The organism is Mesorhizobium sp. B2-7-1, from assembly GCF_006440735.1.
Taxonomy (GTDB): Bacteria; Pseudomonadota; Alphaproteobacteria; order Rhizobiales; family Rhizobiaceae; genus Mesorhizobium.
Genome location: NZ_VFUA01000110.1, coordinates 1 through 21304 on the forward strand (window position 1 = coordinate 1; position 21304 = coordinate 21304).

Below are 21304 nucleotides of genomic sequence, written 5' to 3' on the forward strand. Positions count from 1 at the left end.
GTCACGGAATAGATCCTCGGGTCTGCGCTGCGTCGCTTCGCTCCTTGCTCCGCCCGTGGATGACGAGGAGTGGGCGTTTCAGCCAATCTCCAAGGCTCTCACTGTCCAGAACTGTCAGCAGCGGCGACGATTCACGGTTGCACCGGGCGACATCCGACCTATATCAGGTCACCTTTTCCAGCCGGCCGTATTTCAGCATGTCATCCATCATCTCGATCTCCGGTGTCACGAAAACCTATGCCACCGGCTTCAAGGCGCTGAAGGAAATCAATCTCGACATCGAGCGCGGCGAGATCTTCGCGCTGCTCGGGCCGAACGGCGCCGGCAAGACGACCCTGATCTCGATCGTCTGCGGCATCGTCAACCGCTCGTCGGGCTCAGTCAGCGTCGACGGCCACGACATCTCCAAGGATTACCGCGCGGCGCGCAGCCTGATCGGGCTGGTGCCGCAGGAGCTGACGATCGACGCCTTCGAGACTGTCTGGGCGACGGTGAACTACAGCCGCGGCCTGTTCGGCAAGGCGCCCAACACGGACTTCGTCGAGAAGGTGCTGCGCGACCTCTCGCTGTGGGAGAAGAAGGATTCCAAGGCGATCACGCTGTCCGGCGGCATGAAGCGCCGGCTGATGATCGCCAAGGCGCTGTCGCACGAGCCGCGCGTGCTGTTCCTCGACGAGCCGACGGCCGGGGTCGACGTCGAGCTGCGCCAGGACATGTGGGCAATGGTGCGGCGCCTGCGCGAAGACGGCGTCACCATCATCCTCACCACGCATTACATCGAGGAGGCCGAGGCGATGGCCGACCGCGTCGGCGTCATCAACAAGGGCGAGATCATCCTGGTCGAGGACAAGGCCGAGCTGATGCGCAAGCTCGGCCGCAAGCAGATGAAGCTGGAGCTGCGCGCGCCGCTTGCCGCCATGCCCGACGGGCTTTCGCGCTACGCGCTGGAGCTGTCCCAGGACGGCAACCAGCTCACCTACACCTATGACAACCAGAGCGACCGCCCGGGCGTCGCCTCGCTCATCCGCGACCTGGAGGCGGCCGGCATCCAGTTCCGCGATCTCGACACCAAGAACAGCTCGCTGGAAGAGATCTTCGTCAATCTCCTGAGGCAAGAGCCATGAACCTGCGCGCTGCCCCTAATTTTCGCGCTGTATGGGCGATCTACCGGGTGGAGATGGCGCGCGCCTTCCGCACGGTGCTGCAGAGCATCATCTCGCCGGTCATCTCGACCTCGCTCTATTTCGTCGTCTTCGGCTCGGCGATCGGCTCGCGCATCAACGAGATCGACGGCATCCCCTACGGCGCCTTCATCGTGCCCGGGCTGATGATGCTGTCGCTCCTGACGCAATCGATCTCGAACGCCTCCTTCGCCATCTATTTCCCGAAATTCGTCGGCTCGATCTACGAGCTTTTGTCGGCGCCGGTCTCCTATCTGGAGATCATCATCGCCTATGTCGGGGGCGCGGCGACCAAGTCGATCATGCTCGGCCTGATCATCCTGGCCACCGCGGCGCTGTTCGTGCCGCTCAGGATCGAGCATCCGTTCTGGATGATCGCCTTCCTGGTGCTAACGGCGGTGACCTTCAGCCTGTTCGGCTTCATCATCGGCATCTGGGCAAAGACCTTCGAGCAGCTGCAGCTGGTGCCGCTCCTGATCGTCACGCCGCTCACCTTCCTCGGCGGCAGCTTCTATTCGATCCACATGCTGCCCGGCATCTGGAAGACGATCACGCTGTTCAACCCGGTCGTCTACCTGATCAGCGGGTTCCGCTGGAGCTTTTACGGCAAGGCGGATGTCTCGGTCGGCGTCAGCCTCGCCATGACGCTGGTGTTTTTGGCGATCTGCATCGCGATCGTGGCGTGGATCTTCAGGACCGGGTATCGGTTGAGGAACTGACGGAGTTCCTCGCCCCGCGAAGTGGGGCGAGGAAACAAAGCCAACTCAAATCGCCTTCAGCAGCCGCAACAACCCCAGCATCTCCACGAATGTCCCTTTGCGGAAGGCGATATAGGTCGGCTCCTCGGCACCGTGGAAACGGCGCTTGAAGGCGGCCTGGCCCTGCAGGTTGAAGCGCGAGCGGTTGACCCAGGGCGAGTTGTAGGCGCGCTGGAAGGCGTTGCGCCAGAAATCCGATTCGACAAAGCCGCTCGGCTCGATATCGAGCAGCGGCGAGAGGCCGAGCGTCACCTCCGAGATGCCTTCCTCGCGGAAGCGGTCGACGGCGAATTTGGTCAGGCCGATCTCGGCATGCGGCGTCGCGTCAACCTGCTTGCGCTTGAAGGATGTGGTGTAGCCGATCACCTTGCCGTCGCGGAACAGCGGGTCGAAATCGAGAATGGCGAGCAGCCGGCCTTCCGGGCTGCGCAACAGGAAGCGGCGCATATCGGCGCCGATCTCTTCGGAAAAGCGGCGGTTGAGGAAACCCATCTCCCAGCGCTTGATGATGCGCTCCTTGCGCCAGTCGGCGGAAAGCTGAATGATCTCGTCCTGCAGCCCGTCGCCCCTGTCCTCGGCGAGGGTAAAACCCTTCTTGGTCAGCCAGCGCTCGGAATAGCGCACGGTCTCGTTGCGCTTGCCGGAAAAATCATGCGCCGGCAATACGAGCCTGGTGTCGACGCCGAGGCGGTTGACCTGGTAGCCGAGGCCGGCGAGCACCTTGGCCGTGTCGGCGCCGATCTGGACGAACCAGGGACCGCCGGCGGCCTCGACGAAGCGCTTGATATGGGCCGGGCGTTCGGCCGGATCGGCCACCGGATCGCCGAGCGCGAAATGGCGGCTCATCTTGGTGCCGAAGGCGATATAGCCGTCGCCGTCGCTGAAATAGGACAGTTTCTGCTGCACGGCGGTGGAATAGGCGAGCGAGAAATCGCCATGGCGGCGCACCAGCGCCAGGCGCTTCTCATCCGTCAATTCGCGCCGCGGAACCTTGGGCGCCACGGCGTCGAGAAGCCTGTCGAAGTAGATGCGCAGGGGCGCCATGAGCTCCGCGTGCCAAGAATGGATGACCTGCCGCCCTCAGGTCGCGAATCGCTGGCGACCGCTGCCGGCCACGTCGCGCCAGCGCGATATAGGATGCAATTGGCGGCGAATGAAGGGCAAACGTCGCAATGCGCCCGGTATCTTCCATCGGCCGCGCGAAATGGCCATGCGCGTCGGCTTGATATTTCCATGCAATGTTATATATCAAGTTATCTATATGCGATGGGTGAACCATGGAAGACGTCCTCCGATCCCTCGGCTTTCTCTGCCTCGGCAGCCGGATGAAGCGCATCGGCGAACAGCTGCAGGCCGATACGCAGCGCGTGCTCGACCGCCTGGACGTGCGCATCCAGTCGAGCCAGTACCCGCTGCTCGCCGCGCTCGACAGGCTGGGCCCGCTGCCGGTCGGCGAGCTGGCGCAATCGCTGGGCGTGGCGCAGCCGGGCGTGACGCGCAGCGCGGCGCTGCTTGCCGAGCTCGGGCTGGTCGAGGTCAATCCTTCGAATGACGACCAGCGGCGCAGGATCGTTTCGCTGAGCCGCAACGGAAGGCGGCTGGTCGATCAGGCGAAGCGCGACATCTGGCCAAGCATCGAGAATGCCGTGGCGAATCTGTGCGCCGATCTTTCCGGACCGCTGCTTGGCCAGCTTTCGGCAATAGAGGACCGGCTGGCCGCGACGCCGCTCGATCGCCGCGTCGAAAAGGTCGCGCCGTGAGACATGTTCTCGACCGCCCTGTCTGGAGCGCGCTTACGACGCGGCAACGGACTTTCGCGGAGGGTGGTGATCTCGCGCGCCGATACCGGCCTTCGATCATCCCGTTCGCCGCCACGGCAACGGACGATCCGGAAAGCCTGCACGCGCTCGGAAGGCTGGTTTCCGCCGGCGAGACCGTCATCCTGGCTCAGGCCGAGAACATTGTCCTGCCGCCGGCGCTTGTGGCGACGATGACCGCTGATGCCGTGCAGATGATTGCCGGGCAAGGCTTGCGGACGGTCGCCGACCATCGGATCGAGCAACTGACGCGGCAGGACGCCGCCGAGATGCTTGCGCTCGCCTCGCTGACGAAGCCTGGCCCGTTCACGCTGGAGGCCTTGAGCCTCGGCGAATTCTGGGGCGTGAAGATCGACGGCAGGCTGGCCGCGATGGCCGGCGAGCGCATGAAGCAGCCCGGCTATTCGGAACTCAGCGGCGTGTGCTCGCATCCGGATTTTCGCGGCGGCGGTCTCGCCCGGCTGTTGTCGCTATTTGTGGCCAACCGCATCATCGCGCGCGGCGAGGTGCCTTATTTGCACGCCTTTGCCAACAATGCCGCGGCGATAAAGCTCTACGAGTCGATCGGCTTCCGGCTGCGCAGCGGGATGAACATCGCGATGGTTCAGCGGGCGGGATGAGACGCGACGTCGGGGAGGCTCCGCCAATCCCCGACGCCAAGTCCTTGTCCGCAGGCTTAAACCGCGATCTTGCCGCCGCCCTGCTTCGTGATCGCGACGACGGAAGGCCGCACCGGCATGTCCGGCTTGAAGTCGGGCCAGCGCGTCGACGGATCCTCGTAATAGGAGGGACGGCCGAACCCTTCCCAGTCCTCGCCGCCGTCGCCCGGATGCTGCACGGCGACGAAAGCCGTCTGATCGTCCGGCGCGAAGAGCGGGCCGCACATTTCGGCGCCGATCGGCACGCGGAAGAACAGTTTCGAGGTCGCCCGCGCCGAACCCTCGGTGTCGACCGCCCAGAGACCATCGGTGCGGCCGGTGGCCTTCGGACCCTGGCCGTCGGTGGCGACCCACAGGCGCCCGCCGGAATCGACCGCGCAATTGTCCGGCATGCCGAACCAGCCATGGGCGGTGGTAGCGGTCGAGAAGGTGGCGCCGACATCGGCAACGGAAGGATCGCCGCATTTCAACAGCACTTCCCACTTGCCCTTGGTGGCTGCGAAGTCGCCGCCCTCCTCGACGATCTCGATGATGTGGCCGAAGGCATTGTCGGCGCGCGGATTGGCGGCGTCGACCTGCTCGGCCTTGCGCTTGGTGTTGTTGGTCAGCATGACATAGACCTTGCCGTTGCCGGCATTGGGCTGGATGTCTTCGGGGCGGTCCATCTTGGTGGCGCCGAGCAGGTCGGCGGCGCGCCGCGTCTCGATCAGCACATCGGCCTGGGACGCAAAGCCGTTCTCGGCCGTCAGCGGGCCTTGGCCGAACACGATCGGCATCCATTCGACCGAACCGTCCTCGGCGAACTTCGCCACATGCAGCGTGCCGTCGTCGAGCAGGTTCATGTTGGCCGCCCGGTCATCGGGCTTGAACGTGCCGGCGGTGACGAATTTGTAGACATAGTCGAAGCGCTCGTCGTCGCCGAGATAGAAGACGACGCGGCCGTCCCTGGCGACGATGGATTCGGCACCCTCATGCTTGAAGCGGCCCATGGCGGTGCGCTTCCTCGGCACCGAGTTCGGATCGTTGACGTCGACCTCGACGATCCAGCCGAAGCGATTGGGCTCGTTCGGCTCCTTGGCGAGGTTGAAGCGGTCGTAATGCGCGCCCCATTCATAGGCGCCTTCCGGGATGCCGAGGCGCTTGTAGTTGGCGGCCTCCTTGTGGCCTTCCGGCAATTCGCCCGAGAAATAGCCGTGGATGTTCTCCTCGGCCATCACATAAGTGCCCCAGGGCGTGACGCCGCCGGCGCAATTGTTGACGGTGCCGATGACCTTGGCGCCGGACGGATCGGCGTTGGTCTTGACGCGGTCGTGACCGGCGACCGGGCCGGACAGCGCCATCTCGGTGGTGGACATGATGCGGCGGTTGAGCTTGCCGTCGCGCACCACCTGCCACTTGCGGGCTTCTTTGCGAATCTCGACGATGGTGCCGCCATGCGCGGCCATCTCGACATCGACCTGCTCCTTCGAGAGCGGCGCCACCTCGGCCTTCTTCTTCCCGTCCTTCTCGACGACCGAAACGATGCCGGGGAACATCAGATGCGGATTGGTGTATTCGTGGTTGACGACCAAAAGGCCATGCTCGGCCGAGCCGTCGATCGGGATATAGCCGACATAGTCGTTGTTGTAGCCGAACTGCTTGGCCTGGGCTTCGGCCGACTGTTTCAGCGGATCGAACTTCGGTGAATCGGCAAACAGCGGATCGCCCCAGCGCAACAGCACGTCGGCGTCATAGCCTGGCGCGACATGGTGCTTGTCGTCGATGCCGGCCTCGAGCTCGTCGAATTTGAAGGCCGAGCCCTCCGCGGCGCGCGCCTCGTCGGCGGCGACCAGGGCCAGCGGGCTGACGGTGGCGGCGATGGCCGAGACGGCCAGCGAGCCCATGAGGAAGCCGCGGCGCGAGAAACGCGCGGCGATGATCTCGCCCATGGTGCGGTTGTCGGTCGGGTTGACGGGCGGGCCGTCATTTTCCTCGAGCTGGCTGGTGCGGAAACGGGTTTCAGGGGTAACGGTCATGGTGTTCCTCTGGCTTCTTGAGGTGGCTGGGATTTTGACCCTTCGACCCCTAAAGCGCGCCGATCACATTTTCGTGACATCACCGTGATCGAACCGCAATGGCTGTTTGCCGGCTGAGCAGCGGCTGGCCGGCTTGGATCCCCTAAACGCGCCGGCGAAAGGCCGCGATCGGCTTGACGGCCTCGCCCGCTTCGGAAACAAGGGCGGCGGCCGGCGTGGCGACGGCGCTTGAAAAGGGGACGGCAAGGTGAGTTTCTGGGGACTGGGGCAGCTCTGCATTTCGACCCTGATGTTCGTGCTGGCGGCGATGGCAGCCAAGCACTGGGGGATGGCGCCGAGCCTAGCGAGGCTGCTGCTGACATTGGCGCTCTACACGGCCGGCAATCTGGTCATGCTAAGGCTGGTGCGCGAATTCGGCATGTCGGTGTCGTTCAGCCTGTCGGCGGTGATCCAGCTTGTCGCGGTCAATGTCGTGGCGCTCGCCTTCTTCGGCGAACGGCTCAATGCCTTGCAGGCGACCGGCATGGTGCTGGCGATCGCAGCGGTCGCGCTGATCACGCTCGGGCCCTATATGCAGCGGCTGTAGCGGGATCAAAGCACGCATGAAATCGACCGCTAACGCGCTCTTCAACAAATTGGAATTCCCGGTGCTGCTTGCCGGGCTGGTGATCGCCGGCGGGATGTGGGGGTTCGTGGAGCTGGTGGAGGCTGCGCGCGCCACGACGCCGCATGCCTTCGATACGGAAATCCTGCTTGCCTTCCGCCATGCCGGGCAGCCGGACAGCCCGATCGGTCCGCCCTGGCTGCAAGGCGCGGTGCGCGACGTAACCGCGCTGGGCAGTTCCGCCGTGCTGGTGCTGATCACGACGGCGACGATCGTCTATCTGCTCCTGATCCGGCGACCGGCGACGGCGTTGTTCATGTTCGCGGCGGTGGCCGGCGGCCAGGTGCTCTCCAGCCTGCTCAAGCTCGAGGTCGACCGGCCGCGCCCCGACCTCGTCTCGCATCTCGTCAACGAAACTTCGCTGTCGTTCCCGAGCGGCCACGCCATGCTGTCGGCGGTGACCTATCTGACCCTCGGCTCGCTGGCGGCACGCTTCCTGCCTGACCGCGGGACGAAGATCTTCGTGCTTGGCCTCGCCGTGCTCACCACCGTGCTGGTCGGCATCAGCCGCGTCTATCTCGGCGTGCACTGGCCGTCCGACGTGCTTGCCGGCTGGTGCGCGGGCTTTGCCTGGGCCATGCTATGCTGGCTTGCGGCGCGCCTGCTGCAGCGGCGCAAAGTGGTGGCCGACAGCGACTGATCGATGTCTCATGCGTGTAAAATGATGCTTGAGACATTGTAACATTTACAATATACATCTTTTGTAGATTCAAGAGACGGATTCTGGCCGATGATCACTGCCGCACAGATGCGCGCCGCGCGGGCGTTGACCGGCATCGACCAGAAGACGCTGGCCGAGCGCGCCGGGGTCTCGCTGCCGACGATCCAGCGCATGGAAGCGAGCGACGGCGTCGTCAGGGGCGTGGTCGACACACTGATGAAGGTCATCCAGGCGCTCGACGCGATCGGCGTGGAATTGATCGGCGAGAACCAGGCCAGCGAGCGCGGCGGCAGGGGCGTGCGCCTCAAGGCGACCGCGGCGCAAGGCTGAGCGGCGTCGGCCTGGACGATCGGCATCGCAGCCGAACTTGCCAACCAATCAGGTGCTCTCTCACATCGCCGCTTCGATCGGCTCGGCAAGCTTCGGATTGGCGCGCGCGGCGATCAGGCAGCCGGCGACGATGAGGCATGCCCCCGCCAGCGTGGTCCAGGCTACCTTCTCGCCAAAGAAGAACCAGCCAAGCGCGACCGCCCAGATGAAGGCCGAGTATTCGGTCGGGATCAGATATTGCGCTTCGGCTCGGGCGTAGGCCCAGCTCATCAGGAATTGCCCGGCGAGCGACAGCAGCGCTACCGCGCCCAAGGGAAGCCAGAGATCGCTCGGCAGCGCGACCGCGAGCCAGGGCGCGGCGAGACCAAGGATGATCGCGACGAAGAGGTTCTGGAACAGCATGATCTCGACCGGCCTGGCCAGCAGCGCCTGCTGCCGCGAGAGGATCAGATTGTAGGCGTAGAACACCGTCGATGCGAGCACCGCGGCCGTACCGAGCAAGGCATCCTGCGAATGGCTCGCCGCCCCGAACTGGCCGGCCAGGATGATCGCGACGCCCGCCATGCCGGCCAGCGACGCCCAGACCGCCTGCCGCCTTATGCGCTCGCCCAGCAACAATGCAGCAAGCAAAAGCGCAAACAGCGGCGCGACGAAGCTGAGCCCGATCGCCTCGGCGAGCGGCAGCCTGGCCAGGCCCCAGAAGAACAAGACCAGGACGACGCCGACGATCGCGGCGCGCAACGCATGCAGGCCCAGCACCGGAAGGGCCGGCTTCGAACGCGACCCCGCCGACCAGGCCGCGCCCGCGACCAAGGTGGCAACCACGCTGCGCCACAGCAGCGTGTTGTAGACGCCGACCGCGATGGCCAGAGACTTCATGGCCGCATCCATGCCGGACAAGAGGAAGATCGCCAGCGCGCATATCAGCACGGGGATCATCGGCGAAACGGCGCCGGTCAGGCTGGGTGTCTTCACGGCTTCGCTCATGTGACGGATCGGAGCCGGATAATGCCCCGCATGCGGCGAAACCAGATGGCAGCGCCGTCGATATGACGGTCCAATGCCGATCGGCGCGGCGAAAAATTTCGGTGCTTGCTGTCACACCACAGCCGGCTATTCCGTCATGGTGGCAGGAGGTGACATGCATGCGCGTTCTCTTGCTGATCATCGGCATCTACCAGGCGGCCAACGGCGTCGTCATGCTGACGGTGCCCGAAATCTGGTATTCGGCCGTCCCCGGCGTCCCGGAAACCGGACCGGCCAACATCCATTTCATCCGCGACATCGGCCTCGCCTTCCTGGCCGCCGGTGCCGCGCTGCTGATGGCGAGCCGGCAGCCGCATGACCGCCGGCTGATCGCCGCCGCGACGATCTTCCTTGGCGGACACGCGGTCTATCATCTGGTCGAGATGGCGCATGGCACGACGCTCACCGCGGCCGCGCGCGACATAATGATGATCGTCGTGCCCGGACTGCTGCCGCTTGCCGCCTTCCTGCCAGGCAGCGCGAAAGCGAGGACATGATGTTCAAACGGCTTCTCAAGCAACAGCTGCGCAAGTTCCAGAGCCGCTATGGCTACGACACCCTCTATATGCGTGAGCTGGTCGACACCGACGAGTTCGGCGCCCTGAAGCTGGCGTTGATCTCGCCCTTCACCGACGAGCGGTTCTCGCTGCCGGCCGCACCCTATTTCGCGGCCAGGCTCACGGCGACGCGACGCGCCGATTGCGGTTCCTGCCTGAAGCTCGTCATCACCATGGCGCGGGAGGCGGGCGTCGAGCTCGAAGCGATCGAGGCCCTGCTCGACGGCGCCGCCGCCTCGCTGCCGGACGACATGGTCCTTGCCGAGCGCTATGCGCGCGCCGTCCTCGACAACGACCCGGAACTGCCCGACATTCTCGATGCCTGCGCGCAACGCTGGGGCGAGGGAGGCATCGCCGGGCTCGCGGCCGCGGTCGTGTCGGGCCAGCTCTATCCGACCTTCAAGCGCGGGCTCGGCCACGGCAACGCTTGCGAGCCGGTGTTGGCGTGGCTGAAGACCGAGGCGGCGAAAAACCGTGCAGAACATCCCGCGGAGACGGAATTTGCCTGAGCATCAGCCCGAAAGCGGCGAACGCCTGCAGGCCTATCTCGGCCAGCGCAAACGGCTCATCCGGCTCGCCTACCGCTATCTCGGCTCGGTCGGCGAGGCCGAGGACATCGTGCAGGATGCCTGGCTGCGGTTTGCCGGCGCCGACAGCGTCGAGGACGCGCCGCGCCTCCTGTGGCGCATCGTCACCAATCTCAGCCTCGACCGGCTGCGCTCGGCGCAAAAGCGGCGCGAGACCTATGTCGGGCCCTGGCTGCCGGAGCCCTTCGTGGAGCAGGCAGCCAGCGCCGATGTCGAGACCAGCGACGCCGCGCTCGACATATCGTTCAGTGTCATGCGGGCGCTGGAGCGCCTGTCGCCGCTGGAACGCGCGGCGCTCTTTCTGCACGACCTCTACGACGTGCCCTTCGAGGAGGTGGCCGAGACGCTGAAGCGGTCTCCCGCCGCCTGCCGGCAGATGGCGTCGCGAGCGCGCAAGATGCTAAGGCAGGACAACCAGCGTTTTCCGGCGCGCGAGACGGACATCGCCCGCTACGTCGCCGGCTTCGAGCAGGCGATGGTGAGCGGCGACATCGAACCGTTGAAGCGGCTGCTGGCCGAGGACGTGGAATTCATTGCCGACGGCGGCGGCAAGGTGGCCGCGGCGCTGAACATCCTGGTCGGCCGCGACCGTGTGGCGAAATTCCTTGTCGGCGCGGCGCGCAAGAATCCCGACCCCGACCATACGGCGATCCGGCCGGCGATGATCAATGGCGGGCCGGGACTGGTGGTGTCGGTCGCCGGCGCCGTCGTCCAGACCTTCAGCTTTGCTCTCGACGCGCGGGGCAGCATCGCCGCGGTCTACACCGTGCGCAATCCGGACAAGCTGGCGGGGATCGACAGGGCGAGGTGAATTCAGAGCGCTGCAGCGCGAAAATCGGAAACGCCGGCGGGACAGCGCCCCCCTCTGGCCTGCCGGCCATCTCCCCCATGAGAGGGGAGATCAGATGTCTCGCAGGCTTTCGCCAATCGCCAACGCTGCAGGATGAGCAAGGCGCCGAAGCTGCCAATCTCCCCTTGTGGGGGAGATGTCCGGCAGGCCATAGGGGGGGCGCGAAGGAACGCGGCGCAATGCCCCGCAATCACTTCCGCATGCTCACTCCAGTGACAGCGCCGCAACCTCCCCTTCGCCCATCAGCGGCACAAAGATCTTTTCACCGTCGGTGCCGATATCGGCGCTGCCCGGCTTGAAGGTGGCAACCACTTGCGGCGCGCCGCCTGTTTTGTAGCTGTAGAGCGTGCCGGTCATGTAGGCGGTGGCGTAGATGGTGTCGCCTATGGCGATGACGCCGTCGAGGTCGGCGAATTTCTGAGCTCCCGGCAGCGGCGTGATCTTCTTCGTGGCGAGGTCGACCGACAGCAGGCCGCCGGGCTCGGCGGTGCTGAAATCTTTTCTGTTGATGCCCTTGCCCCAGGACGCGACGATCAGCCTGCCGCCATCGGCGAAGACGCCATTGGGCGAAGCCAGCAACGCGTCCTTGACGAACGGCTCCGGCTTGTCGCCGTCGATGCGGTAGATCGTGTCGGCCAGCATGTCGCTGACATAGACCTTGCCGGCGCTGTCCTGCGTCATGTCGTTGAGGAACACGGCGCCGGGCACATCGATGGTCTCGACCAGCTTGCCGCTGGCGAGATCGACGACGCGCACCTTGGTGATGTCGGCGGCGTAGAGCCTGCCGCCGGCGATCGCCATGCCCTTGGGCGCGTCCATGCCGCCCACCCAATGGCGCGTGATGATTTTGCCGTCCCTCGACAGAAGCGACAAATAGCCATTGCCGTCCGCATCGCCGGGATTGCCGACGATGTTGGAGACGACGATGCGGTTATGGGCGGCATCGACAAGCGCCGATTCCGGCTGCTCGAAGCCGGTGGCGCGCCAGGCTTCGCCGGCCTGCGCGGCGGACACGACGGCGATGGCGGCGAAGGCGGTAAAAGCGATGAGACGTTTCATGAGTGCTCTCCTGTGATGACGGCGGAGAGCTAGGGTTTTCGATACTTTCCTGGAAGTCGGAACAAGACTAGTATCGTATTTCAATACCAATTCGCATGAACGAGGCGCATTCCATGAACGGCCCGATCTTCGAGGCGCTGAAACGGACGCTGAAGGCCAAGGGCCTGACCTACCGGACGCTGGCCGAACGCATGGGCATTTCCGAGCCGACGGTGAAGCGTATCTTCCATGAGAAGAACTGCAAGCTCGACCGGCTGATGGAGATCTGTGCCGCGGCCGATGTCGAGCTGGAGAACGTGCTCGGCGCGATGAACCGCGGGCCGGGTCCGGCCAACCGTGTCGCGCCGGAGATCGAGCGCAGGCTGGCGGCGCGGCCGGCGCTGCTCTTCGTCTTCATCATGCTGTCGGAGAGGTTCACGCCGGAAGGCATCATGCGCTCGCAGGGCCTGAGCGAAGCTTCGATGTTCCTCTATCTGCGCGACCTCGAGGAGCTTGGGCTGGTGGCGCTGGGGCGCGGCCTGTCGGCAAGGCTGCTCGTCGACACGCCGATCCAGTGGGATTTCGAAGGGCCGCTGAAACCGCATTTCGAGATGACCAACAAGAATTTTGTCGGCTGGGCGCTCGGCCACATGGAGCACGGCGCGACCTTCATCAGCTTCTCCCGGCGGATGCGGCCGGAAACGGCGGAGATGCTGCGGCGCGAGGCCGACGAGCTCGCCGAACGCGCCAGGCTGCTTGCCCATCACGACCAGCACACCACGCCCGAGGACCAGCTCACCGGCTACAAATGGACCTTCGCCTTCGGCGCCACGCCGTTTCCGGCGATCATGCCGATCGGTCCGCATCCGAGGGATGCGGGGGCGCGAGCGGCAAAGGAGAAACGGGCGCTACCGGCGTAGCGCCTTCCCTTCTCCCCTGTGGGAAAAGGTGTCGCCGAAGGCGACGGATGAGGGGTGTTCCAGGGAATGAGACGTTAGCGATTGCCGCTTTTGACGAGCGCGTTGGCCAAGCTGCAGCACCCCTCATCCGGCCGCTTCGCGGCCACCTTCTCCCACAAGGGGAGAAGGTTAGGGCGGCGCTAAGCCGCTTTCGCTTCTTCCTGGGGGCCGGCGAGATCGTCGCGCGCCTTGCGGGCGAGCCTTTTGGCCGAGCGCTTTGGGCTGTCGCCGAACAGGTCGGTGGCATCGGCAAGGCAGGCCTTGGTCAGGCTCTTTTCGGAGCGCTTCAGGAGCTTGCGCAGAAGCTTCGTCTCGTCGGCCGGGCCAAGCGGCTCGCCCTGGGCATCGAGCAGCGCGCGCATGACGAAGACGTCGTGCAATTCGCCGAGTTGCTCGCCGAGCTTGTCGACCGCCTTGCGGCGCGCCTTGATTGGCGTCGGCCACAGGCGGCCGAGCAGGGACAGATGCATCGAGTGTGTCTTGGCCGCCTTGCGCAGGTCGTGAAAATCCTCGTCCTTGCCGCGCTCTCCCGCCTTGTCCAGCGCCTTCTTCGCCCGCCGCAAGGTGACGCGGGCGCCGTCGGCCAGGATGTCGGCGGCCTGCTCCGGCTGATCGGGCAGCGAAAGCCTGTCGACGCGCTCCAGGCCTTCACGGCAGGCGGCGATGGCCGCATTGATGGCGGCGTCGAGGCCGGGACCGGCATGGAGCTCGTGCTGGCGCAGCACCAGCCGTTCGCGCACCGGGTCGAGACCGCCGCCCGCGGATTGTTCCGGAAAGGCTTGGGCAAGGCGGTCGACAGTCTCGATCAAGGCGGTCGCCTCGCGCGGGCCGGCGAGCAGCGCCGAGACCTGCTTATAGCATTCGTTCTCGGTCTGGCAGAACGGTTCGTCCCCGGAACGAACCAGGCGCAGCAAGGCGCGCACGCTTTTCAGCCGCTTGCGGCATTTGTGCAGCCCCTGCTCCGGCTTCTCGCGCGCCATCTCGAGATGAGCGATTGCCTTGCCGATCTCGTCGGCCAATATGCGCCTGACCTCGCCGGTCAGCGGCAAGCGCGGATCGATACGGAAGCTCATGCGGCGATCTCCGGAATCCCCCCGAGGGCCAGCGACGCGTTGTAGAACCTCGACTCGCCGGTGACCTCGCGACCGAGCCAGTCGGGCAGCATTTCGTCAGATACGTCCTCCGGCGTCTCCATCTCCGCGATCACCAACCCCGCGAGCTTGCCGCCGAAAACATCGACTTCATAGAGATAGCTGCGGTGTCTAACATGGTGGCGTGTCTTCTCGATGACACGTCCGACGGCAAACGCCATCAATTCCTCGGCCTCGGCAAGCGGGATGGAATATTCGAATTCGTCGCGCTCGCGCGCCCTGTCGCCGAACTTCAGCGTCAGCCTGGCGGAGCGCCCGTCGCTGATGCGCACGCGCACCGTGCGGCCGGGCTGGGCGGCGACATAGAACTGGCGAATGCGGATTTCCGCCTCGACCCCGTCGCGCCAGGCGGGACTGGAGACCAGGAACTTACGCTCGACTTCCTTGCCCATGGCCGCGCACTAAAGCCTGTGAGGGCCGGGAAGGCAAGCCGACTCAGAGGTCAAATTTGACTTTAATCAATCGATTGATTAAAGTCTGGATATGAATAAGCAACCGATCATAAAAAGGCAGCCGCGCGAGGCCACCACTGCCGATCAAACGCGGGCGGCGCTGGTGCACGCGGCGCTAAAGCTGTTCGGGCGGCAAGGTTTCCATGGCACCTCGACGCGCGAGATCGCGGCCGAGGCCAAGGCCAATATCGGCTCCATCGCCTATCACTTCGGCGGCAAGGAAGGCCTGCGCGCCGCCGCCGCCGACTACATCGTCGACACCATCCAGGGGATCGCCGGCCAGGCGCTGGGCGGCGCCCAGGCCGCTCCGCCCCTCGACCCGGAAGCCGCCCAGGCCCAGCTTTTCGCAGCACTGGAGCGGATGGTCGGTTTCGTCGTGGCCAGTCCGCAGGCCGGCGAGATCGTACAATTCGTACTTCGCGAGCTCTCGCATCCGACCGCCGCGCTCGACCGCATCTATGCCGGCGTCTTCGAGCCGACGCACCGGCGGCTGTGCCAGATCTGGGAACAGGCGACCGGCGAACCGGCCGAGAGCGAGGCGACCAAGCTCACCGTCTTCACCATGATCGGCCAGGTCATCTATTTCCGCATCGGCCGCGAGGCGGTGATGCGCCGCATGGGCTGGCGCGGGATCGGCAATGAAGAGGCCGCCAAGGTGGTGGCGGTCACGACCGGCAACCTCAGGGCGATGCTGGCGGCACGTGGGCCGGCCGCCGGCAGGAAGGGCAAATCATGAGCTTTCTCTGTTCGCTGCCGCTCGCGGCCCAGTTGTTCGGCGCTTGCGCGCCGGCCGCGCCTTTGGCTGTCGGCTATGTCGAAGGCGAATATGTGCTGATGGCGCCGATCGAAGTGGCGCAGGTGGCTACGGTGACCGTCAGGCGCGGCGACCGTGTCGAGAGCGGCACGGCGGTGGCGACGCTGGAAGACGCCGACGCCAGGATCGAGGTGGCGCAGGCTGAGGCAGCACTTGCGCAGGCGCAGGCGCAGCTTGCCGATTTGCAGGTCGGCAAGCGTCCCGAGGAAATCGCCGTGCTCAAGGCCGAGGTCGACATGGCCAAGGCCCAGGCCGCCGACGCCAAGCGCAAATACGACCGCGCCAGCGACCTCTACAAGCGCGGCACCGGCACTCAGGCCGACTACGACACCGCCTCGGCCTCGCTGGAGACGGCCAACGCGCAGGTCGGCCAGGCGCAGGCCAATCTCGCCGTCGGCAACCTGCCGGCGCGGGCCGAGACCATCAAGGCCGCCGACAACCAGGTCAAGCAGGCGCAGTCGAGCCTGGAGCAGGCGAAGTGGCGGCTGTCGAAGCGGGTGCTGGCCGCCCCCTCGCCCGGCCGCGTCAACGACGTCATCCGCAATCCCGGCGACACCGCCGGACCGACCGCGCCGGTGATCTCGATGCTGCCGGACGGCGCCGTGAAGCTCAGCGTCTATGTGCCCGAAAGCGCCTTTTCGTCGGTCAAGGTCGGCAGCGAGCTCAACGTCCATTGCGACGGCTGCGGAACAGGGCTGAAGGCGCGCGTCAGCTATGTCTCGCCCGATCCCGAATTCACGCCGCCGGTGATCTACTCGCTCGAGAACCGGCAGAAGCTGGTCTATCTCGTCGAGGCGCGGCCGGAGGGCAATGCAGGGCCATTGCAGCCCGGCCAGATCGTCGATGTCGATCTTGCGGATCTCGGGCAATGAACGCCATCGACGTCCGCGGCCTGGTCAAGCGCTTCGGCGACAAGACCGTCGTCGACCATGTGACGATGACGGTCGCCGAAGGCGAGATCGTCGGCTTCCTCGGGCCGAACGGCTCGGGCAAGACGACGACCATCCGCATCATGTGCGGGCTTTTGACGCCGGACGAAGGCGACGGCACGGTACTGGGTTTCGACATCCGCAGCGACGCGCTCAGGATCAAGCGCGAAGTCGGCTACATGACGCAGAAATTCTCGTTCTACGAGGATCTGACGATCGGCGAGAACCTCGAATTCGTGGCGCGGCTCTACCGGCTGAGGCCGGTCGAGCAATATGTGTCGCGGACGCTGAAAGATCTCGGCCTGGCAACGCGCCGCAACCAGCTGGCCGGCACGCTTTCGGGCGGTTGGAAGCAGCGGCTGGCGCTGGCCGCCTGCATCATGCACAAGCCGAAGCTGCTGCTGCTCGACGAGCCGACGGCTGGCGTCGACCCCAAGGCGCGGCGCGAGTTCTGGGACGAGATCCATCGGCTGGCCAGCGGTGGGCTGACCGTGCTCGTCTCCACCCATTACATGGACGAGGCCGAGCGCTGCCACCGCATCAGCTACATCTCCTACGGCAAGATGCTCGCCACCGGCACGGTGGACGAGGTGGTGAGGAATGCCGGGCTGACGACGTTCGTGCTGCAGGGGCCGCGGCTCGACCAGGTCGCCGAAGCACTGCAGGGCCGGCCCGGCGTCGACCAGGTGGCGCCGTTCGGCGCGACGCTGCATGTCGTCGGCTCCGACAAGGCGGCGCTGGAGAAGGCGCTCGCCGATGTCGAGAAGGAGCATGAGGGCGTCACGGTGAAACCCGGCGAGACCAGCCTGGAGGATGTGTTCATCCAGTTCATGTCCGGCTCGAAGGACAATATGGCATGAACGCGGTCTTCTCCTTCGCCAGGCTGGGCGCGCTGCTGATCAAGGAATTCATCCAGATGCGGCGCGACCGCATCACCTTCGCCATGATGCTTGGCGTGCCGCTGATCCAGCTGGTGCTGTTCGGCTACGCGATCAACAACGACCCGAAGAGCTTGCCGGCAGCACTTGTGGCGACCAGCAGCGACCCCTACACGCGGGCGATGGTCTCGGCGTTGCAGACCACCGGCTATTATCGCTTCGACCATGTCGCGCAAAGCGCCGAGGAAGCCGAGTTCCTGATGGCGCGCGGCGATGTCTCCTTCGTCGTCACCATTCCCGCCGATTTCGCCCGCCGCGTCGAGCGCGGCGACAACCCGCAGATCCTGATCGAGGCCGACGCCACCGATCCGGCGGTTGCGAGCGGCGCGATCTCGACGCTGAGCACCGTCGCCAGCCAGGCGCTGCTGAGGGCGCAGGGCACCGAGGAGACCGCCAAGGAGGCGGCGCGCGGCCAGCTCGATGTCGTCGTGCACCGGCGCTACAATCCCGAAGGCATCTCGCAATACAACATCGTGCCCGGTCTGCTCGGCGTCATCCTGCAGATGACGATGGTGATGATGACCTCGATCGCGCTGACGCGCGAGACCGAGCGCGGCACGCTGGAAAACCTGCTGGCCATGCCGTCGAGCCCGCTGGAGATCATGATGGGCAAGGTGCTGCCCTACCTTGTGGTGGGCGCGGTGCAGGTGGTGGTGGTGCTGGCCGCGGCGAAGCTGCTGTTCGCCATTCCCTTCATGGGATCGATGTCGCTGCTTCTATCGGCGGTGCTGGTGTTCGTGCTTTCGCTGGTCCTGCTTGGCTACACGATCTCGACGATCGCGCGCACGCAGATGCAGGCGCTGCAGCTCACCTTCTTCTTCTTCCTGCCCTCGATCATGCTGTCGGGCTTCATGTTCCCCTATCGCGGCATGCCGGGCTGGGCGCAGACTTTCGGCGAGATTTTCCCGCTGACGCATTTCCTGCGCATCACCCGCGCCGTCATGCTGAAGGGCGCCCAGCTGCCGGCGGTGGCGACGGAGATCGGCTGGCTTGTGCTGTTCGTGGCGCTGTTTGCCGGCGTCGCGCTGGTGCGGTTCAGGCGCACGCTGGATTGATCAACGCATCGCTTAGGGTCTAACGCCGGCGGGACAGAGGGGGTGTGACGGATCGCGGCGATCCTGCACGCAGGCCGCAGCGCCTACGCCGCCATGATCCGCGCATAAGTGCCGAAATCCACATTGCCGCCCGACAGCACCACGGCAACGCATTTGCCGGCGAGGTCGATCTCGCCCGACGAGAGCGCGGCAAAGGCGACGCAGCCGCCGGGCTCGACCACGAGCTTGAGATAAGCCATGGCGTCGCGCATCGCCTGGGCGGCGGCCTCGTCGGAGACGGCGATGGCGCCGGCGAGGTTGCGGCGGTTGATCTCGAAGGTGATGGCGCCGGGCTCGGCGGTAAGCAGCGCATCGCAGATCGAGCTGTGGCCGGGCTCGTTCGACACCCGCTCGCCCTTGGCCAGCGAGCGGCGCGTGTCGTCGAAATGCTCGGGCTCGACGGCCCAGACTTGCGTTTGCGGCGAAGCGTCCTTGACGGCGACGGAAATGCCGCTCGACAGGCCGCCGCCGCCGCAAGGCACGACGACGGCGTCGAGCGCCGCGCCGAGCGCTTTCGCCTGCCTCATCAGCTCCAGGCCGATCGTGCCCTGGCCGGCAATGATGGCCGGATCGTCGAAGGGCGGTACCAGCACCATGCCCTTCTCGACATAGGGGCGGACGACCGCCATGCGATCCTCCTTGAAGCGGTCGAACGGCACCACCTCGGCGCCCATCTTGCGGACATTGCCGACTTTCATGGCCGGCGCGTCGGCCGGCATGGCGATCACCGCCTTGACGCCGAACATGGCGGCCGACGCCGCCACCCCTTGCGCATGGTTGCCGGACGAGAAGGCCACGACGCCACGGCCGCGCTCTTCCTCGCTCAAGCTCGAAAGCTTGTTGTAAGCGCCGCGGATCTTGAACGAGCCGGTGCGCTGCAAAGTCTCGGGCTTGAACAGGATGCGGCCGCCATAGCGCTTGTTGAGCTCGGGCGATTCGATCAGCGGCGTTTCGACGGTCAGGCCGGAAAGCCGCGCGGCGGCGGCGCGGATGTCGGAGATGCCGGGGAGCTCGAGCATGACGGGCCTCGCAGGGGATGGGTCAACTTATGCTGCACGGAAAATGAGGCGGCGCGCCAACGAAAAAATGTGACGGAGACAATGTTAGCGATGATGGCGGCGGCTGCGAAGTGGTGATCTCCCCCCTTGCGGGGGAGATTGGCAGTTTCACCGCCGGCGCCTTGTCGAACGAAGTAATCCGACGATCTATGCAAGACGGCCTCCTAGCTGCGTTGCTGACGCCCCCTCACCCCAGCAGCGTCTTCGTCCGTTTGCTGCCGCCGAGCTTGCGCCAGCTATTGAAACGGTGCGTGGCGGCGGCGAAGGATATCTTCATCTGCTGCGATACCGTGTAGCGCGACTTGCCCTCGTCGAACATGCGGTAGCAGCACTCCGCGCCTTCCTCGGTCAGCTTGCCGTCCGGCGTCTTGTTGTGCGGGTTGGCGGGGTCGAATTTCTCGATCTGTTCCTCGACCAGGCCTTTCAGGCGCTGCAGGTCGGCCTCAATGCTGGCAATGAGGTCGAGAATGGGTTTCGGCTCGAATGCGTGCTGGGGCTTCTTGTTCGTCATGCCGGTTTCCTTCAATTTCGATTGTTGGCAGCTATATAGGCTAACATTCGGTAATAATGAAGAGGCGACCGGGATCCGCTGGATCACTCTTTTGCGCGCAGCCCCGTGCCGTTCGCAATTGACGTTGGCCGGCCGAAATCCTAGTTTAGAACAATTCTAAACTAGAGTGATCCCATCATGCTTTCCCGTGTTTTCGGCTTCGGCCGCCGTTCCTTCGATTCGCTGTCGGAGCAGGAGATCCTGGCGCTGGCGATCTCTTCCGAGGAGGATGACGGGCGCATCTACCGCGCCTATGCCGATGGGCTGGCGGAAGACTTTCCGCAATCGGCCAAGGTCTTCGAGGCGATGGCCGAGGAGGAGGATGGGCATCGCGATTCCCTCATCGAGCTTTACCGCAAGCGCTTCGGCGAGCGCATCCCGCTGATCCGGCGCGAGCATGTCAGAGGCTATTTCGAACGCAAGCCCGACTGGCTGGTGAAGCCGCTCGGCATCGAGCATGTGCGGCGGCAGGCCGAAGCCATGGAGCAGCAGGCTTACCGCTTCTATGTCGCGGCGGCCAAGCGCACCACCGACGCCTCGACGCGAAAACTGCTCGACGATCTCGCCGTGGCCGAACAGAACCATGAGAGCTCGGCGCATCAATTGGAGCAGGAGCATGTGCCGGGCACGGTCAAGGTGGAGGAAGCGAGCGCCGAGCAGCGCCAGTTCATCCTCACCTATGTGCAGCCCGGGCTGGCCGGACTGATGGACGGGTCGGTGTCGACGCTGGCGCCGATCTTCGCCGCGGCCTTCGCCACGCACGACACCTGGCAGACGCTGCTGGTCGGCCTCGCCGCCTCGATCGGCGCCGGCATCTCGATGGGTTTCACGGAAGTCGCCTCCGACGACGGCAAGCTGTCGGGACGCGGCTCGCCGATCAAGCGCGGGTTGACGGTCGGCCTGATGACGACGCTGGGCGGGCTCGGCCACGCGCTGCCCTATCTCATCCCTCATTTCTGGACGGCTACCGCGGTTGCCGCCGTGGTGGTTTTCTTCGAGCTCTGGGCCATCGCCTTCGTCCAGAACCGCTACATGCAGACCCCCTTCTGGCGTGCCGCCTTCCAGGTCGTGCTGGGCGGCGCGCTGGTGTTCGGGGCGGGTGTGCTGATCGGGAATGCGTAGGTTTTCCCTTCTCCCCTTGTGGGAGAAGGTGGATCGGCGCGCAGCGCCGAGACGGATGAGGGGTGTTCCAGCGGAGTGAGACGTCGGCGTTCCC

General features: G+C 65.3%; 24 protein-coding genes. 16 read left to right on the forward strand and 8 right to left on the reverse strand.

Features of this window, described 5'->3' with window-relative positions; genetic code table 11:
- Window positions 1-197: 197 nt before the first annotated feature.
- Together FJ471_RS28525 and FJ471_RS28530 are read left to right on the forward strand one after the other, a co-directional pair.
- Window positions 198-1124: an ABC transporter ATP-binding protein gene (locus FJ471_RS28525; RefSeq protein WP_140808187.1), complete on the forward strand. Its 927-nt coding sequence runs from the start codon at window positions 198-200 to the stop codon at window positions 1122-1124.
- Window positions 1121-1900, forward strand: a complete 780-nt coding sequence (locus FJ471_RS28530) for an ABC transporter permease (protein WP_140808189.1) — start codon at window positions 1121-1123, stop codon at window positions 1898-1900. Before FJ471_RS28525 ends, FJ471_RS28530 begins: the two co-directional genes overlap by 4 nt.
- Window positions 1901-1945: 45 nt before the next feature.
- On the opposite strand, the gene FJ471_RS28535 is transcribed toward FJ471_RS28530, so the two are convergent.
- Entirely contained in the window at window positions 1946-2983 is a 1038-nt protein-coding gene (locus FJ471_RS28535; protein WP_140808191.1) for a phosphatidylglycerol lysyltransferase domain-containing protein, read from the reverse strand.
- Between the two features lie 233 nt (window positions 2984-3216).
- Between FJ471_RS28535 and FJ471_RS28540 the strand changes: the two genes are divergently transcribed.
- Together FJ471_RS28540 and FJ471_RS28545 are read left to right on the forward strand one after the other, a co-directional pair.
- On the forward strand, window positions 3217-3699 hold the full coding sequence (locus tag FJ471_RS28540) for a MarR family transcriptional regulator (protein WP_140808193.1): 483 nt from the start codon (window positions 3217-3219) through the stop codon (window positions 3697-3699).
- The gene (locus FJ471_RS28545; protein WP_073989067.1) at window positions 3696-4376 is read left to right on the forward strand and encodes a GNAT family N-acetyltransferase; all 681 of its coding nucleotides are present in this window, start codon (window positions 3696-3698) and stop codon (window positions 4374-4376) included. The genes FJ471_RS28540 and FJ471_RS28545 overlap by 4 nt, the downstream gene beginning before the upstream one ends.
- Window positions 4377-4432: 56 nt before the next feature.
- Here the strand turns inward: FJ471_RS28545 and FJ471_RS28550 are convergent, their stop codons facing one another.
- The gene (locus FJ471_RS28550; protein ID WP_140808195.1) at window positions 4433-6430 is read right to left on the reverse strand and encodes a PhoX family phosphatase; all 1998 of its coding nucleotides are present in this window, start codon (window positions 6428-6430) and stop codon (window positions 4433-4435) included.
- 247 nt (window positions 6431-6677) lie between these two features.
- On the opposite strand from FJ471_RS28550, the gene FJ471_RS28555 reads away from it, so the two are divergent.
- From FJ471_RS28555 to FJ471_RS28565, 3 genes are all read left to right on the forward strand, one after another.
- Window positions 6678-7016 (forward strand): hypothetical protein, encoded by a 339-nt coding sequence (locus tag FJ471_RS28555; protein ID WP_140808197.1) that lies wholly within the window; start codon window positions 6678-6680, stop codon window positions 7014-7016.
- Between the two features lie 16 nt (window positions 7017-7032).
- A complete protein-coding gene (locus FJ471_RS28560; protein ID WP_140808199.1) occupies window positions 7033-7734 on the forward strand; it encodes a phosphatase PAP2 family protein in 702 nt (233 codons plus the stop codon).
- Window positions 7735-7824: 90 nt separating this feature from the next.
- The gene (locus tag FJ471_RS28565; RefSeq protein ID WP_140808201.1) at window positions 7825-8085 is read left to right on the forward strand and encodes a helix-turn-helix transcriptional regulator; all 261 of its coding nucleotides are present in this window, start codon (window positions 7825-7827) and stop codon (window positions 8083-8085) included.
- Between the two features lie 60 nt (window positions 8086-8145).
- Here FJ471_RS28565 and FJ471_RS28570 read toward each other — a convergent pair whose 3' ends face one another.
- On the reverse strand, window positions 8146-9072 hold the full coding sequence (locus tag FJ471_RS28570) for a DMT family transporter (protein ID WP_140808203.1): 927 nt from the start codon (window positions 9070-9072) through the stop codon (window positions 8146-8148).
- Window positions 9073-9230: 158 nt separating this feature from the next.
- Here FJ471_RS28570 and FJ471_RS28575 point away from each other — a divergent pair, with 158 nt between their 5' ends.
- From FJ471_RS28575 to sigJ, 3 genes are read left to right on the forward strand one after another with little or no spacing between them, the layout of a single operon-like run.
- A complete protein-coding gene (locus FJ471_RS28575; protein ID WP_140808205.1) occupies window positions 9231-9608 on the forward strand; it encodes a hypothetical protein in 378 nt (125 codons plus the stop codon).
- Window positions 9608-10177, forward strand: coding sequence for a hypothetical protein (locus FJ471_RS28580; RefSeq protein ID WP_140808207.1), 570 nt, complete (start codon window positions 9608-9610; stop codon window positions 10175-10177). Before FJ471_RS28575 ends, FJ471_RS28580 begins: the two co-directional genes overlap by 1 nt.
- Window positions 10170-11066, forward strand: coding sequence for an RNA polymerase sigma factor SigJ (gene sigJ, locus FJ471_RS28585; RefSeq protein ID WP_210242059.1), 897 nt, complete (start codon window positions 10170-10172; stop codon window positions 11064-11066). The genes FJ471_RS28580 and sigJ overlap by 8 nt, the downstream gene beginning before the upstream one ends.
- A 243-nt stretch (window positions 11067-11309) precedes the next feature.
- Here the strand turns inward: sigJ and FJ471_RS28595 are convergent, their stop codons facing one another.
- Window positions 11310-12164, reverse strand: coding sequence for an ATP/GTP-binding protein (locus tag FJ471_RS28595; RefSeq protein ID WP_140808209.1), 855 nt, complete (start codon window positions 12162-12164; stop codon window positions 11310-11312).
- Between the two features lie 113 nt (window positions 12165-12277).
- On the opposite strand from FJ471_RS28595, the gene FJ471_RS28600 reads away from it, so the two are divergent.
- A complete protein-coding gene (locus FJ471_RS28600) occupies window positions 12278-13063 on the forward strand; it encodes a helix-turn-helix transcriptional regulator (protein WP_140808211.1) in 786 nt (261 codons plus the stop codon).
- A gap of 179 nt (window positions 13064-13242) precedes the next feature.
- On the opposite strand, the gene FJ471_RS28605 is transcribed toward FJ471_RS28600, so the two are convergent.
- A complete protein-coding gene (locus tag FJ471_RS28605) occupies window positions 13243-14175 on the reverse strand; it encodes a CHAD domain-containing protein (protein ID WP_140808213.1) in 933 nt (310 codons plus the stop codon).
- On the reverse strand, window positions 14172-14645 hold the full coding sequence (locus FJ471_RS28610) for a CYTH domain-containing protein (protein ID WP_140808215.1): 474 nt from the start codon (window positions 14643-14645) through the stop codon (window positions 14172-14174). The genes FJ471_RS28605 and FJ471_RS28610 overlap by 4 nt, the downstream gene beginning before the upstream one ends.
- A 91-nt stretch (window positions 14646-14736) precedes the next feature.
- On the opposite strand from FJ471_RS28610, the gene FJ471_RS28615 reads away from it, so the two are divergent.
- From FJ471_RS28615 to FJ471_RS28630, 4 genes are read left to right on the forward strand one after another with little or no spacing between them, the layout of a single operon-like run.
- Complete coding sequence (locus FJ471_RS28615) at window positions 14737-15441, forward strand: DUF1956 domain-containing protein (protein ID WP_140808217.1); 705 nt, start codon at window positions 14737-14739, stop codon at window positions 15439-15441.
- Window positions 15438-16391 (forward strand): HlyD family efflux transporter periplasmic adaptor subunit, encoded by a 954-nt coding sequence (locus FJ471_RS28620; protein ID WP_140808219.1) that lies wholly within the window; start codon window positions 15438-15440, stop codon window positions 16389-16391. The genes FJ471_RS28615 and FJ471_RS28620 overlap by 4 nt, the downstream gene beginning before the upstream one ends.
- Entirely contained in the window at window positions 16388-17308 is a 921-nt protein-coding gene (locus tag FJ471_RS28625) for an ABC transporter ATP-binding protein (protein WP_140808221.1), read from the forward strand. The genes FJ471_RS28620 and FJ471_RS28625 overlap by 4 nt, the downstream gene beginning before the upstream one ends.
- Complete coding sequence (locus tag FJ471_RS28630) at window positions 17305-18441, forward strand: ABC transporter permease (protein ID WP_140808223.1); 1137 nt, start codon at window positions 17305-17307, stop codon at window positions 18439-18441. Before FJ471_RS28625 ends, FJ471_RS28630 begins: the two co-directional genes overlap by 4 nt.
- A gap of 83 nt (window positions 18442-18524) precedes the next feature.
- On the opposite strand, the gene FJ471_RS28635 is transcribed toward FJ471_RS28630, so the two are convergent.
- The gene (locus FJ471_RS28635) at window positions 18525-19499 is read right to left on the reverse strand and encodes a threonine/serine dehydratase (protein ID WP_140808225.1); all 975 of its coding nucleotides are present in this window, start codon (window positions 19497-19499) and stop codon (window positions 18525-18527) included.
- 226 nt (window positions 19500-19725) lie between these two features.
- Complete coding sequence (locus FJ471_RS28640) at window positions 19726-20049, reverse strand: hypothetical protein (protein WP_140808227.1); 324 nt, start codon at window positions 20047-20049, stop codon at window positions 19726-19728.
- 177 nt (window positions 20050-20226) lie between these two features.
- Between FJ471_RS28640 and mbfA the strand changes: the two genes are divergently transcribed.
- A complete protein-coding gene (gene mbfA / locus FJ471_RS28645) occupies window positions 20227-21210 on the forward strand; it encodes an iron exporter MbfA (protein ID WP_140808229.1) in 984 nt (327 codons plus the stop codon).
- The last annotated feature ends 94 nt before the right edge of the window (window positions 21211-21304 follow it).